At 70.5% G+C, this 14,396-nt stretch carries 11 protein-coding genes; 8 read left to right on the plus strand and 3 right to left on the minus strand.

Going from position 1 to position 14,396, the window contains the following annotated elements; all coding sequences use genetic code 11:
• Positions 1-68: 68 nt before the first annotated feature.
• On the minus strand, positions 69-332 hold the full coding sequence (locus tag OG272_RS19705; RefSeq protein WP_003975777.1) for a WhiB family transcriptional regulator: 264 nt from the start codon (positions 330-332) through the stop codon (positions 69-71).
• Positions 333-1,060: 728 nt separating this feature from the next.
• On the opposite strand from OG272_RS19705, the gene OG272_RS19710 reads away from it, so the two are divergent.
• The 4 genes from OG272_RS19710 to OG272_RS19725 all read left to right on the plus strand — a co-directional run bounded on the left by OG272_RS19710 (position 1,061) and on the right by OG272_RS19725 (position 5,049).
• Positions 1,061-1,558 (plus strand): cysteine dioxygenase family protein, encoded by a 498-nt coding sequence (locus tag OG272_RS19710; RefSeq protein ID WP_327729409.1) that lies wholly within the window; start codon positions 1,061-1,063, stop codon positions 1,556-1,558.
• 74 nt (positions 1,559-1,632) lie between these two features.
• Positions 1,633-2,592, plus strand: coding sequence for a 2-phospho-L-lactate transferase (gene cofD / locus OG272_RS19715; protein WP_405894249.1), 960 nt, complete (start codon positions 1,633-1,635; stop codon positions 2,590-2,592).
• Positions 2,589-3,917 (plus strand): coenzyme F420-0:L-glutamate ligase, encoded by a 1,329-nt coding sequence (locus OG272_RS19720; protein WP_326582339.1) that lies wholly within the window; start codon positions 2,589-2,591, stop codon positions 3,915-3,917. The genes cofD and OG272_RS19720 overlap by 4 nt, the downstream gene beginning before the upstream one ends.
• A gap of 130 nt (positions 3,918-4,047) precedes the next feature.
• The gene (locus OG272_RS19725; RefSeq protein ID WP_327729407.1) at positions 4,048-5,049 is read left to right on the plus strand and encodes a DNA-3-methyladenine glycosylase 2 family protein; all 1,002 of its coding nucleotides are present in this window, start codon (positions 4,048-4,050) and stop codon (positions 5,047-5,049) included.
• Positions 5,050-5,237: 188 nt separating this feature from the next.
• On the opposite strand, the gene OG272_RS19730 is transcribed toward OG272_RS19725, so the two are convergent.
• Positions 5,238-6,320, minus strand: coding sequence for an NDP-sugar synthase (locus OG272_RS19730; protein WP_326582337.1), 1,083 nt, complete (start codon positions 6,318-6,320; stop codon positions 5,238-5,240).
• A 261-nt stretch (positions 6,321-6,581) separates the two neighbouring features.
• Positions 6,582-8,042: a peptidoglycan recognition protein gene (locus OG272_RS19735; RefSeq protein WP_326585799.1), complete on the minus strand. Its 1,461-nt coding sequence runs from the start codon at positions 8,040-8,042 to the stop codon at positions 6,582-6,584.
• Positions 8,043-8,162: 120 nt separating this feature from the next.
• Here OG272_RS19735 and OG272_RS19740 point away from each other — a divergent pair, with 120 nt between their 5' ends.
• The 4 genes from OG272_RS19740 to OG272_RS19755 all read left to right on the plus strand — a co-directional run bounded on the left by OG272_RS19740 (position 8,163) and on the right by OG272_RS19755 (position 14,352).
• Positions 8,163-8,918 (plus strand): TIGR03089 family protein, encoded by a 756-nt coding sequence (locus tag OG272_RS19740; RefSeq protein WP_326582336.1) that lies wholly within the window; start codon positions 8,163-8,165, stop codon positions 8,916-8,918.
• Between the two features lie 291 nt (positions 8,919-9,209).
• The gene (locus OG272_RS19745) at positions 9,210-10,406 is read left to right on the plus strand and encodes an LCP family protein (protein WP_327729406.1); all 1,197 of its coding nucleotides are present in this window, start codon (positions 9,210-9,212) and stop codon (positions 10,404-10,406) included.
• 245 nt (positions 10,407-10,651) lie between these two features.
• Positions 10,652-12,400 (plus strand): LCP family protein, encoded by a 1,749-nt coding sequence (locus OG272_RS19750; RefSeq protein ID WP_326582334.1) that lies wholly within the window; start codon positions 10,652-10,654, stop codon positions 12,398-12,400.
• A gap of 266 nt (positions 12,401-12,666) precedes the next feature.
• Complete coding sequence (locus OG272_RS19755; protein ID WP_327729405.1) at positions 12,667-14,352, plus strand: LCP family protein; 1,686 nt, start codon at positions 12,667-12,669, stop codon at positions 14,350-14,352.
• Positions 14,353-14,396 lie beyond the last annotated feature (44 nt).

Here is a 14,396-nt window from a genome sequence, read left to right on the forward strand (position 1 = left end):
GACGGGCCGTACATGTTCGGTTGTTCCTGTTCGACTGTTCCGGGACGGGTCGGATGTTCCGGGACGGGTCAGACGGCCGCCTTCTTGAGGCGGCGGCGCTCGCGCTCCGACAGGCCGCCCCAGATGCCGAACCGCTCGTCGTTGGCGAGGGCGTACTCGAGGCACTCGGAGCGGACCTCGCAGGCGAGGCAGACCTTCTTGGCCTCGCGGGTCGAGCCGCCCTTCTCGGGGAAGAAGGACTCGGGATCGGTCTGGGCGCACAGCGCGCGCTCCTGCCAGCCGAGTTCCTCGTCCGCGTCGTCGACCAGCAGTTGCTGCACGAGCTCGGTCATGTGCGCCCCTCGTCCGTCTTTCGCGTCCCCGTCGTGCGGCCGTTACCGTTTTCGGCTGAACGACACGAGTGAAATTACAAGTGTGCTGCTACGGGCGAGTCAAGCCGAGATCTGCTATTGAGCCCCTTATTCACTCTGCGGAACCAAGGCTATGCGGAAAGTGTTCAAATCGGCATAAACCCTGACAGCAGCCTGGCGGCAGACGGGAGTTCCGGATGGGTTCTCCCTCCCTTACGTCAAAGGACGCCCAGGAGTTCGATCTCGTTCCGGCTCACTCCGGCTCGTTCGAGCCCGACTCGCTCCGGGGGCGCCGACGGCCCTCCACGCGCACGTGCCGACGGCTTGCCCGGTTGGACGCCATGTCTCCCCGGTACCCCGAGCACAAACCTTTCGCCGCGCGGATGTACCGAAAGAGGTGAACCGGCATCCACATACCGGACGTGAAGTTGACAGCGGGAGTGTGAACCGCTGTGCTTGTGGGCATGCTCGCGAACTTGGCACTCACCTCGACCCGCTCCGCCGGGTCCCTCGGTGCTGCTCGCTGTCGCTGTAGCTGTTGCTGTTCCAGCTGTTGAGCCGTACGCGCTCCGGCTGCCGCTGAGCCCCTCCCGGCTCGGCCGCCGTCCCCGTCGCCCGGAAGCCGGGCACACCCCGCCCCGCCCGTGACCCGGGCGGACGGTACGCGACACCCAGCCCCCCGCACTCTCCGTCGAGGACCACCTCACTTCATGAACAGCGACAGCGACCTCCAGATCGCCGGCGACCTTCTCGAAGTACCGCACCTCCTCCAGGCGCCGCGCCAACACCCGGTCACCGTGGCCGAGTTCGCCGGACTGGCCCGTTCCCTCGCCGACGACCGCTCCCAGTGGGAGCACCTCGTCGAGTACGACGCGACGACGCGCTGGTACCACCGGCTGCGAACCGGCCCCGGGTACGAGGTGTGGCTGCTGTCCTGGGTGCCGGGGCAGGGCACCGGGCTGCACGACCACGGGGGCTCCTCCGGCGTACTGACCGTGCTCGACGGCACGCTGACCGAGCGCACCGAGCGGGGCTCGCGCGTGCTCGGCGCGGGCGCGCAGCGGGTGTTCGCGCCGGGCTACGCGCACGAGGTCGTCAACGACGCGCTGGAACCGGCCATCAGCCTGCACGTCTACTACCCCGGCCTGACGGACATGCCGATGCACACGAAGGCCTGCGCGGCGGGGGCGGCGACCGTCACGGTCTGACCGGGACCGTGTGAAACCGGCCGTGCTCGCGGCCGGGCGGGCCGCTGTCGTACCCGCCTGACAAACTGGCTCCCATGCGCATTGTGGTTCTGGCAGGCGGCATCGGTGGTGCCCGGTTCCTGCGCGGTCTGAAGCGGGCCGTGCCGGACGCGGACATCACGGTCATCGGCAACACCGGGGACGACATCCACCTCTTCGGGCTGAAGGTCTGCCCGGACCTCGACACGGTGATGTACACCCTCGGCGACGGCATCAACGAGGAGCAGGGCTGGGGCAGGGCCGACGAGACCTTCCACCTCAAGGAGGAGCTCGCGGCGTACGGCGTCGGGCCCGAGTGGTTCGGGCTCGGCGACCGGGACTTCGCCACCCACATCGTGCGGACGCAGATGATCAGTGCCGGGTATCCGCTGAGCGCGGTCACCGAGGCGCTGTGCGACCGGTGGAAGCCGGGCGTGCGGCTCATCCCGATGACCGACGACCGCGTCGAGACCCATGTCGCCGTCGAGCAGGAAGGCCAGCGCAGGGCCATCCACTTCCAGGAGTACTGGGTGCGGCTGCGGGCCTCCGTGCCGGCCGAGGCGATCGTGCCGGTCGGCGCCGAGCAGGCGAAGCCGGCGCCCGGGGTCCTGGAGGCCATCGCTGAGGCGGACGTGATCCTCTTCCCGCCGTCCAACCCCGTCGTCTCCATCGGCACCATCCTCGCCGTGCCCGGCATCCGGGAGGCGATCGCCGAGGCCGGGGTGCCGGTCGTCGGCCTCTCCCCCATCGTCGGCGACGCGCCCGTGCGCGGTATGGCCGACAAGGTCCTCGCCGCCGTCGGCGTCGAGTCCACGGCCGCGGCCGTCGCCGAGCACTACGGCTCCGGGCTCCTCGACGGCTGGCTCGTCGACACGGTCGACGCGGGCGTCGTGGAGCGCGTCGAGACCGCCGGGATACGGTGCCGGGCCATTCCGCTGATGATGACCGACCTGGACGCGACGGCGGAGATGGCGCGTGCGGCGCTGGCCCTGGCGGAGGAGGTGCGGGCAGCGTGAGCGAGGAGCGTGGGAGAGACGTGCCGCCCAGTACCGGATACCGCGTCTGGGCCCTGCCCGGCATTCCCGAGGTGCAGAAGGGGGACGACCTCGCGAAGCTGATCGCCGCGGCCGAGCCGGGGCTGGTCGACGGGGACGTGCTGCTCGTCACCTCCAAGATCGTGTCCAAGGCGGAGGGGCGGGTCGTCGAGGCGGTCGACCGCGAGGCCGCCATCGACGCCGAGACCGTACGGGTCGTGGCCCGGCGCGGGATGTTGCGGATCGTGGAGAACCGGCAGGGGCTGGTGATGGCCGCCGCCGGGGTCGACGCCTCCAACACGCCCTCCGGGACCGTGCTGTTGCTGCCCGAGGACCCCGACGCCTCCGCGCGGGCGATCCGGGACGGCATCAGGGACGCGCTCGGGGTCGAGGTCGGCGTCCTCGTCACCGACACGTTCGGACGCCCCTGGCGCAGTGGGCTGACGGATGTCGCCATCGGGGCGGCCGGTGTGCGGGTCCTCGACGACCTGCGGGGCGGCACCGACGCGCACGGCAATCCGCTCAGCGCGACCGTCGTCGCCACCGGCGACGAGCTGGCCTCCGCCGGCGACCTGGTGAAGGGCAAGGCCGCCGGGCTGCCTGTCGCCGTCGTACGGGGGCTGGGGCATGTCGTGGCCGAGGACGACGGCGAGGGGACGCGGGCGCTGGTCCGGGGGGCGCGGGACGACATGTTCCGGCTCGGCACCTCCGAGGCCGTACGGCTGGCCGTGACCCAACGGCGTACGGTCCGGGCGTTCACGGACGAGCCGGTCGATCCCGGGGCGGTGCGGCGGGCCGTGGCCGCCGCCGTCACCGCGCCGGCGCCGCATCACACGACTCCGTGGCGGTTCGTGCTGCTGGAGTCCGAGCAGTCGCGGGTGCGGCTGCTCGACGCCATGCGGGACGCGTGGATCGCGGATCTGCGGCGGGACGGCAAGAGCGAGGAGTCGATCGCGAAGCGGGTGCGGCGCGGGGACGTGCTGCGCAACGCGCCGTATCTGGTGGTCCCGTGTCTGGTGATGGACGGGTCGCACGTCTACGGGGACGCGCGGCGGGATGCGGCCGAGCGGGAGATGTTCGTCGTGGCCGCCGGGGCCGGGGTGCAGAACTTCCTCGTCGCGCTGGCCGGGGAGCGGCTGGGGTCCGCGTGGGTGTCGTCGACGATGTTCTGCCGGGAGGTCGTGCGGCGGGTGCTGGAGCTGCCGGAGGGGTGGGATCCGATGGGGGCGGTCGCTGTGGGGCACGCGGCCGGGTCGCCTCCGGCTCGGGGTGAGCGGGATGCGGAGGCCTTTGTCGAGGTGCGGTGAGGTGGGCGGGTGCGGGTTCGTTTGTGCGTGCTCGCGCCCCTGAAAGCGTCACGGGCACCTAGGCTCATAGGGCACCGCTCTCGCACTGCACCGCTCCCATAGACCGCCGCATCACTTCTAGGACCATTTCGTGGCCGGACGTTTCCCTCAGCGGCCCACTCGTACGACTGTGCGGGGTGGGGATGTCGTCGTGCCTGGTGGGGTGCCTCGGCAGGGGGCGATGGCAGGGCGGCGACGGACGTGGGTGCCGGAAGGGCCGCTCGATCTGGGGCTGGTGCTGGGGCCGCTTCGGCGGGGGCCCGGGGATCCGACCTTCCGGGCGATGCCGGACGGCTCCGTGTGGCGGGCCAGCCGTACGCCGGCGGGGGCCGGCACGCTGCGGGTCGCGATGCGGGGCGGGGTCGTCGAGGCGGAGGCCTGGGGGCCGGGGGCCGGGTGGCTGCTCGATCAGCTGCCGTCGACGCTCGGGGCGTCGGACGCACCGGAGGTCTTCGTGCCTCGGCATCGGGCCGTGGCGATGGCCTGGCGGCGGCGGCCGGGGCTGCGGCTGACGCGGACCGGGCTGGTGCTGGAGTCGTTGATTCCGTCGGTGCTGGAGCAGAAGGTCACGACGGACGAGGCGTATCGGGCGTGGCGCTTGCTCGTACGGCAGTTCGGGGAGCCGGCGCCGGGGCCCGTGCCGGGGCGGATGTGTGTGATGCCGGGGGCGCGGGAGTGGGCGCTGATTCCGTCCTGGGAGTGGCATCGGGCCGGGGTCGACGACAAGCGGGCGTCGACGATTCTGCGGGCGGTCCGGGTGGCGGGGCGGCTGGAGGAGGCCGTGGGGATGTCGCCGGTCGACGCGCAGGCGCGGTTGGAGTTGGTGCCGGGGATCGGGCCGTGGACGTCGGCGGAGACCGTGCAGCGCAGTCATGGGGCGGCGGATGCGGTGACCGTGGGGGATCTGCATCTGCCGGGGATCGTGGGGTTCGCCTTGGCGGGGGATCGGGATGCGGACGACGCGGTGATGTTGGCGTTGCTGGAGCCGTATGCGGGGCAGCGGCATCGGGCGGCTCGGTTGGTTCTGTTGTCGGGGCGGGGGCCGGCTCGGCGGGTGCCGCGGATGCCGCGCGGGGATATCGGGCGGTTGTAGGTCGCCCCCGCCGCCCCTACCCGTCCCATCCTCAAGGGGCGGCGCCCCGTTGACCCCCGGCCGCGGGTCCGTCGTGGTTGCTCGCGCAGTTCCCCGCGCCCCTAAAGGGGCCGCAGGCCCTTTCAAGGGGCGCGGGGAACTGCGCGACAAGCCCCCACTCGGCCGCAGGCGTCGAACGCGCCCAGCGGTTACTGGTCCGACGAGAAGCGGAGCGCCCCCGTGGGGATTTGGGCGTCGCACCAGACTCGGACGCCGGTGCGGAGCTCGTTGTCGGCGCCTATGACGGCGCCGTCGCCGACGACGGCGCCGGTGAGGATGGAACGTTCGCCGATGCGGGCGCGGGCGCCGATGAGGGAGTCGGTGATCACCGCGCCGGGTTCGACCACCGCGCCGGCCAGGACCGTGCTGCCGAAGACCCTCGCGCCCTCGCCGACGAACGCGCCCTCGCCCACCACCGTGCCGCCGGTCAGCTTGGCGTCGCCCGCGACTCGGGCGGTGGGGAGGACGAGACGGTCTCCGCAGCGGCCCGGCACGGCGGGGGACGGGGCGCGGCCCAGGACGAGGTCCGCCGAGCCGCGGACGAAGGCCGCGGGGGTGCCCAGGTCCAGCCAGTACGTCGAGTCGACCATGCCTTGCAGATGGGCGCCCGCTGCGAGGAGGTCCGGGAACGTCTCCCGTTCCACCGAGACCGGGCGGCCCGCCGGGATGGTATCGATGACCGAGCGGCGGAAGACGTACGCCCCCGCGTTGATCTGGTCGGTGACGATCTCCTCGGGTGTCTGGGGCTTTTCGAGGAAGGCGAGGACCTTGCCGGTCCCGTCGGTGGGGACGAGGCCGTAGGCGCGCGGGTCGGTCACCTGGGTCAGGTGGAGGGAGACGTCCGCTCCGGTCGACTCGTGGGTGGCGACCAGGCGGCGGATGTCCAGGCCGGTGAGGATGTCGCCGTTGAAGACGAGGACGGGGTCCTCGGGGCCGGAGTGGAGGTGCGAGGCGGCGTTGCGGATCGCGCCGCCCGTGCCCAGGGGCTCCTCCTCCGTGACGTACTCGAGGTGGAGGCCGAGGGCGGAGCCGTCGCCGAAGTGGGGTTCGAAGACCTCGGCCAGATAGGAGGTGGCGAGGACTATGTGGTCGACTCCCGCCGCTCTGGCTCTCGCCAACTGGTGCGTGAGGAAGGGGACTCCGGCCGCCGGGACCATGGGCTTCGGAGTGTGCACCGTGAGCGGACGCAGCCGGGTGCCTCTGCCGCCGACCAGGAGGATCGCTTCTGTCACCTGTCGTCTCTGCTTCCTGCCGGGACCGGCCGAACTGTCATTCGACCGGCCAGTGTATGCAGACCGTTCCATGGCGCCTTCGCGGCCGTGCGGTTGACCGTCGACGCGCGGAGAGGCACGTCGACGGGGATGCCGTCGAGGGCGCGGCGGGCGCGCCCTCGGCCTGTGCTGTGGTTCGTGTCCGGTGTGACCTCCGGCGGGTCACTGGTTTCTGGCCGGGGTGCTCGCACCCCGGTTCCCCTCCATCACCCTGTCGCCGCGCTATCGGCCTTGATAGCGGGCGGCCGCCGTGCGTGCCGCGCCGAGTTTTCCGTAAAGGCGCCCCCCCGGGCACTCGGTCGCGAACCCGTCCCGGTGGCCGGAGATCACGTGCAGTAGCACCTTCTTACCTTTTGGGTAGAGATTGCCACCACCCGAAGTGAGGTATGTCTTGCCCTTCGGGTTCGCCCCGTAAAGACCGAGTTTCCAGGCGGTTAGTTGCGCGATCGCCTTGACCGACGCGGCGGGCGGCTTGGTGGTGCCGAAACTGCCGATGACCGCGATGCCCATGCTGTTGGTGTTGAAACCGAGGGTGTGGGCACCCATGACGGCCTTCGCGACACCACCCGCGCGTCCTTCGTAGATGTTTCCGCACTTGTCGACGAGGAAGTTGTAGCCGATGTCGCGCCAGCCGCTGCTCACGACGTGGTAGCGGTAGATACTGCGGATGACGGACGGGGCCTGCGCGCATTTGTAGTTGTTGCCCGACGCCGTGTGGTGCACGAAGGCCGCGCTGACCCGGTTGGTGTAGCGGAAGTCGCGCTCGCGCAGCTTCTCGTCGGCGCCCCAGCCGGCCCGCGTGACGATCCGCGGACGCGGTCCGATGTACGGCTTCACCCCGGGCGCCAGGTTCGCCAGCCGCTCCTCCGTCTCCTTGCGCGACAGCGCCGGGATCGTGGTGGCGCCGAGTGGCGCGAGGTCGGCGTTGACAGCGGAGGCTGCGGCCGACTCGGCGGTCAGGGCGCCCAGCCTCGGGGTGTCCACGGGGGTGCCGACGGGCGGGGGCTCGGCCGCCTGCACGGCGCCCGTACCGGCCTGCGGTCCCGCCGCGCCCGCCGGGGCGCCGGAGCCGGGGTCGACCAGCTCCAGACGTAGGCCGTCCGGGAGCATCTGGACGCCCGGAGCGGCCGTACGGCCACGGGTCTCGGCGCGTACGCGCACCTCGACGCCGTCCGAGTCGCCGACCCACAGCGGAGCGGTGGAGCCGCGCACGCGGCCCGAGGAGCCTTCGGCGGTGTCGGGGTCGGCCGCGTGTTCGTGGTTGTGTGTCTCGACGTCCTGCCAGCCGGACCAGCGGGCGGTGTCCTTCGCACGGGAACGGACCTGGACGCGGCCCTCGAGTTCGGCGTCCGGGTCGTCCCAGACGACGCCCACCAGCGAGAACGACCGTACGTCCCGCTTGCCGAAGCCTTGTTCGGGGGCGGCCGGACCGAGGTTTCGGTCCTCTCCGAGAGGGACGAGAGGAAGCGACTGGGTGCTGCCCGCCACGGGGGCGAGCGCGAGTGGGCCGGTGGGGGCCGAGAACTGCGCCGGGGCAAGGATCGCAGTGGAGGACGAGTCCGTCGGGGTCGCCGCGGATGCCGTCGCCGGGAGTGCCGCCGGGAGGGCGAGTGCCGCCGCGCAGGTGACGCCGATCGAGGACGCGAGGAATCGTGATCTACGCATGTGTCCGATCCTGGACATAGTCATACATATCTGTCCAACTCTGAATTGACGAGGCGTCGGCTCCGCTCCGCCGAACCGGTGGCGCTTCCCGCTCGCCCGGGGACCACGGGGCGAGCGGCCCCGCGTACGCTTACGCGGGTGAACGCCACCGACCGCACCCCTGCCGACCTGCTGCGATCCGCGCTGGCCGCGGATCCCGCGCGCCCCCTGGTGACCTTCTACGACGACGCCACGGGCGAGCGGGTCGAATTGTCCGTGGCCACCTTCGCCAATTGGGTGGCCAAGACCGCGAACCTCCTCCAGGGCGAGTTGTCGGCCGAGCCGGGTGACCGGGTCGCGCTGCTGCTGCCGGCGCACTGGCAGACGGCGGTGTGGCTGCTGGCGTGTGCGTCGGTGGGCGTGGTCGCCGAGGTCGCCGGGGATCCGGGGACGGCCGACATCGTGGTGAGCGGACCGGACACGCTGGACGCGGCTCGGGCGTGCTCCGGGGAGCGGATCGCTCTCGCGCTGCGGCCGCTCGGGGGGCGCTTCCCGCAGGCCCCTTCGGGGTTCGCCGACTATGCCGTCGAGGTGCCGTCGCAGGGGGATCGGTTCGTGGCGTACGCGCCGGTGGATCCCGAGGAGGCGGCGCTGGTCGTGGCCGGGCGGGAGTTCAGCGGCGCGGAGGTCGTGGAGCGGGCCCGGGCGGAGGCGGGTGACCTCGGGCTGACAGGGCCCGGGTCTCGCCTGCTGTCGGGGTTGCCGTACGACACCTGGGAGGGGTTGGCCGCGGGGTTGTACGGGCCGCTCGCCACCGGGGGGTCCGTGGTGCTGTGTCGGCATCTTGAGCGGCTGGGTGAGGATGGGCTGGCCAAGAGGATCGAGAGCGAGCGGGTCTCGGCTGTCGCGCGCTGACGCCGTAGCGCTGACGCCGTAGCGGTGAGGTCGCAGCGGTGAGGTCGCAGCGGTGAGGTCGCAGCGGTGAGGTCGCAGCGGTGAGGTCGTAGAGCGGCTGCGGGTGCGTCGTAGTTGCTCGCGCAGTTCCCCGCGCAGTTCCCCGCGCCCCCGACAGCAGGTCGGCTGCCCCTGAGGCCCCTGGACGGCGCCCCTCCCCCGTTCGGCCTAGCCCCGGCCGCCCCCCACCCCCACCCGCGCCATCGTCGTAAGAGCAACGAGTCGCTCGTACGCCGTGAGGGGTGGCCGGAAGTGGACGACGTCGGTGGGAAGGCGCGTGAGCTGGGGCCCGGTGTGGGTGGTTCACCCACCGGGGCCGGGCGCACACGTCGGCGCCGGCGGCGGTGGGTGCGGTGGGTGGGGGGCGGCGCGGTGCTGGTGTTCGTCGGGGCCCTGGGGGTGGGGTGGGCGGCGTACCAGAAGCTGGACGGGAACATCACGTCGGACCGGACGGCGGCGGACGAGCTGGCGCGGTTCGAGAAGGAGCGGCCGACGGCGCTGGTGCGGGGCGCGCAGAACATTCTCCTCATCGGGTCGGACTCGCGGTCGGGGGACGGGAACGACGAGTACGGGCGGGATTCGGGGACCGAGCGGTCGGACACCACGATCCTGTTGCATCTGGCGGCGGATCGGCGGAGCGCGACCGCGGTGTCGCTGCCACGGGATCTGATGGTGGACGTGCCGAGTTGCCGGCGGCCGGACGGCAGTCGCACGGAACCGGTGTTCACGATGTTCAACTACGCCTTCCAGAGCGGTGGTTCGGCCTGCACCGTCCGGACGGTCGAGCGGATGACCGACATTCGGATCGACCATCACGTCGTCGTGGACTTCAGCGGCTTCAAGGAGATGGTCGACGCCGTCGACGGGGTCGAGGTGTGTCTCACCGAACCCATTCACGACAAGCAGGCCAAACTGCGCCTGCCGGCGGGCAAGGTGAAGCTGAACGGCGAGCAGGCCCTGGGCTATGTGCGGGCCCGCAAGTCACTGGGGGACGGCAGCGACACCGAACGGATGGACCGGCAACAGCGGTTCCTCGCGGCGCTGGCCGCGAAGGTGCGCGGCAATGACGTCCTGCTGAATCCGGTCAAGCTGTATCCGGTGCTGGACGCGGCCACGTCGTCCCTCACCACGGACCCGGGACTGGCGAGTCTGCGCGGGCTCTACGACCTTGTGCGCGGCCTGCGCACGATCCCCATGGAAAAGGTGCAATTCCTGACCGTTCCCCGGAAGTCGTATGCGCATAACGCCAATCGTGATGAACTCGTCGAGCCGGCGGCGCGGCGGCTTTTCGCGCGGCTGCGCGCCGACGCACCCCTGGCGGTGGCGCGGGAACTGCCGGAGGGGACGCGGGAAGGGCACGCGGAAGAGCTTTCGGGAAGCCTCTCCGGGACCCCCGATCCGATGCCGACATTCCGCGGCAGTACGGCCGCGGAGGAGGCCTGCGAGTGACCCCGAAGGGGGTCCGCAGGTAAAGCACACGTCAACACAAGGAACAAATGCTCTAGGAAATGGGCAGATTGCCCAGTTGTAGGGACGTGCAATTTGTCACCGCCGTCGCTTGACGCCTGATCGGGCGGCTAGTGTGAGCGATCCGGTGCGACAGGCCTTCTCGGCCACGCACCACTTGCATCGAGACCCGAGCGCCTTTTGAGGGGGAAGGCGCCGCGTGGCCCCGACGGAGGAATCAGACAACCGTGGACGCGCAAGGCCGTGGGCGGGCGGACGACATCGACCCCGCAGACCAGTGGGTACTCAACCCGAGCACCGGTGAATACGAACTGCGACTGAGCCCTTCCGCACCGCAGTCGGCGGTGCCGAGGCCACGTCGGGCCGCGCCCGTCGCGGCGGGGGCCAGGGCGACGGCCGGCGCCTCCGCGCGTTCCGCGTCGGCGGCCACGGACACCCGGGAGATCCCCGACACCCTGCCGGGACCCCGGCGCCGGCGAGGCACGCCCGAGGAGGACCCGCTGCCGGGTCGCCGGGGTGGCCGGGGCAGGACGAAGCCCAAGAAGTCGGTGGGCAAGCGGATCCTGGTGTGGACGGCCGGCTCGCTGGCCTTCCTGGTGGTCGGGGTGAGCGCCGCGGGCTACCTGTACTACCAGCACCTCAACGACAACATCGACAAGATCTCGGACGACGGGGCGGGCACCGGCGGCTTCAGCAAGGACCGGGCGATCAACCTCGTGGTGATCGGCACGGACAAGCGGACCGGCGAGGGCAACGAGAAGTACGGCGACTCGGGCAGCGTGGGCCACGCGGACACCACGATCCTGCTGCACGTCTCCAAGGACCGTACGAACGCGACCGCGATGAGCATCCCCCGCGACATGATCGTGGACATCCCGGACTGTCCGACGACGCAGGAGGACGGCTCCGAGAAGAACATCGCGGGAACGCAGAACGTCCGGTTCAACACGAGCCTGGGCCAGGACGGTCGCACCCCGAGCTGCACGATGCGTACCGTGGAGGAGCTGACCGGGATCAAGCCCGACCACTTCATGGTGGCCGACTTCAACGCGGTCAAGACGCTCTCCACGGCCATCGGCGGTGTCGAGGTCTGCCTCGCGAAGCCCATCAACGACGAGAAGTCGAAGCTGAACCTCCCCGCGGGCGAGCACACCATCGAGGGCGAGCAGGCGCTGGCGTTCCTGCGCACCCGCTACAGCGTGGGCCTCGGCAGCGACCTGAGCCGGATCGAGCTGCAGCAGCAGTTCCTCAGCTCCATGATCCGCCAGATGAAGTCCAAGGACACGCTCACCGACCCGACGAAGGTGCTGTCGCTGGCGGAGGCGGCCACAGACGCCCTGTCCGTCGACTCCGGGATCACCGACATCAAGAAGCTGGCCTCGCTCGGCCAGGAGGTCGGCAAGGTCAAGACGAAGAACATCAGCTTCACCACCGTGCCGGTCGTCGACAACACCGACGGCGCGACCGTGCTGCCCACGCCGCAGAAGGCCGAGCAGCTGTTCGCGACGATCAGGAAGGACATCTCGCTCACCGAGGTGAAGAAGCAGGCCAAGGAGAAGGAGGCCGCGAAGCTCAAGGGCACGCGCGCCAAGGCCTCCGAGGTCCGGGTCAACGTCTACAACGGCGGTGCCGAGGCCGGCAGCGCACAGGCCACTCTCAACTGGCTGCAGAATGATGTCGGCGTGACCAAGTCGAGCCAACTCGGCAACGCCGACAAGACGTTGAAGAAGACGACCCTCGCGTACGACCCCGACCAGGCCGACCAGGCGCGCAAGCTGGCCGACCTCATGGGTCTGTCCGCGTCCGCGCTGAAGCCCGGCAAGGGCAACAGCGAGACCAACTCCCAGGGTCTGCCCGCGATGGTGCTGACCCTGGGCAAGGACTTCGAGGGCGCCGGGGTGTCGCTGAGCGCGACGTCGGCGGCGGACCTCGACGTCCAGAAGAGCACCGCGGACAAGGAAAAGTGCGCCAGTTGATGACCTGACGAGGTCGTGGCGCGTCTTACCCGACGCGAGTGCCACGGAAGTCTGGTGAATACCGGCGGGCGCGAGGATGCGCCCGCCGGATCGGTTCCGAATGTCGTCGGACGGCCTGTGCCGTCGTACCGACTCGTGTCCGCATGTCATCCGGTCGGAACGCATGACGCGTTCAACAGAACATGAGTACATCCGAGTTGGGGTCTCGACAGTCCAACAGGAGGCGGGGACGGCCCCGCCACGGCAGGGTGGGGAGGGGCAGGGAGATGGTACGCAGTGACGTGCGCGGGGACGGGGGGCGACCGCGCGTCGAGGAACCCGGCGAACGGGACGGGGACCAGGAACCGCGGGGCGACTCGTCCGGCTCGAACGGCGACACGGACGTCAGAGTCCCCGAGCAGCGCCGCGGGAACCGCCGCAAGGGCGGGGGCGTGCGGGGGCGTGCGAAGACCTCCGCGAAGACCTCCGCGAAGCCCCGGCGCAGACGGGTGCTGCGCTGGTCGGCGACGGTTCTGGCGGTCGTGATACTCGGCACCTCGGGTGCCGGCTATCTCTACTACCAGCACCTGAACGGCAACATCAAGAAGGAGAAGCTGAACCTCGGCGACACGAAGATCGCCGAGCCGACGCCGAACGCCTTCGGCCAGACCCCGCTGAACATCCTGCTCATCGGTTCGGACGCGCGGGACACCGAGGAGAACCAGAAACTCGGCGGCGCCAAGGACACCTTCAACGGGCCGCCGCTCGCCGATGTCCAGATGCTGCTGCACCTGTCCGCCGACCGCACCAACATGTCGGTCGTCAGCATGCCCCGCGACACCCTCCTCCCCATCCCCAAGTGCACCGACCCGGACAACGGAGACGTGTACGAGGCGAGCACCTCGGCGATGACCAACGACTCGCTGCGCCGCGGCGGCCCCGGCTGCACGGTCGCCACCTGGCAGGAGCTGACAGGGATACGCATCGACCACTTCATGATGGTCGACTTCTCCGGTGTGGTGTCGATGGCCGACGCGATCGGCGGTGTGCCGGTGTGCGTGACCGACAACATCGAGTCCAAGGACAGCCAGGGCCACGGCTCCGGGCTGAAGCTGGAGAAGGGCACCACGTACATCAAGGGCAAGCAGGCCCTTCAGTGGCTGCGCACCCGGTACGGCTTCGAGGACGGCAGCGACATCGCGCGCGCCAAGGCGCAGCACCAGTACATGAACTCGATGGTCCGTGAGCTGCGCGAGAACGCCACGATCACCAACCCGAACAAGCTGCGCAGGCTCGCCGAGGAGGCCACCGAGGCGCTCACCGTCGACGAGGGTCTCGGTGACGTCGCCACGCTCTACGACCTCAGCACGGAGCTGCGCAAGGTCGAGCCGGCCCGGATCACGATGACGACGATGCCGTACACGTACGTCGGCGCGCGCGTCGTGCCCAAGGAGGGCGACGCGGAGAAGCTGTTCCGGCTGGTGCGCGAGGACATCGCGCTCGACGGCAAGGACAAGAAGAAGAGCACCACCGAGGACGCGACCTCCGACGACCCGGCGGCGGCGAAGGACGAGATCGGTGTTCTGGTGATCAACGGCACCATGACCTCCACCCTCGCCCCAATCGCCGGCCGCGCGCACACGGTGTCCCGGCTGCTCGTCGAGGAGGGCTTCGCCAAGTCCTCCTCGTCCACGACCACCGCGGTCGTCGAGGACAAGACGGTCGTGCGCTATCCGAGCGCCGAACTGGAGGGCGACGCCCAGGCTGTCGCCAAGGCCCTCGGCATCCCGCTCGGCCAGGTGGAGAAGTCCACGGACGTCAGCGGGATCACCCTCGTCGTCGGCGCCGACTGGCGTGAGGGCAACGAGTACAAGGCCGAGAAGGACGACGACACGACTCCGGAGTCGGCGGACGCCCTGAACGGCGCGAACAAGAAGGCCTGCATGGAGGTCAACCCGAACTTCACCTGGTAGTCGTCGCCGTACACGCGTCGGGCCCCTCTCGGTCAGGAGAGGGG

This window comes from Streptomyces sp. NBC_00104, assembly GCF_045160825.1.
Classification (GTDB): Bacteria; Actinomycetota; Actinomycetes; order Streptomycetales; family Streptomycetaceae; genus Streptomyces.

Excerpts from the sequence above, each read along its gene's own strand:
- OG272_RS19755 (WP_327729405.1), top strand. The coding sequence starts at position 12,667 with ATGGTACGCAGTGACGTGCGCGGGGACGGGGGGCGACCGCGCGTCGAG.
- OG272_RS19735 (WP_326585799.1), bottom strand. The coding sequence starts at position 8,042 with ATGTCCAGGATCGGACACATGCGTAGATCACGATTCCTCGCGTCCTCG.
- OG272_RS19710 (WP_327729409.1), top strand. The coding sequence starts at position 1,061 with ATGAACAGCGACAGCGACCTCCAGATCGCCGGCGACCTTCTCGAAGTA.
- OG272_RS19705 (WP_003975777.1), bottom strand. The coding sequence starts at position 332 with ATGACCGAGCTCGTGCAGCAACTGCTGGTCGACGACGCGGACGAGGAA.
- cofD (WP_405894249.1), top strand. The coding sequence starts at position 1,633 with ATGCGCATTGTGGTTCTGGCAGGCGGCATCGGTGGTGCCCGGTTCCTG.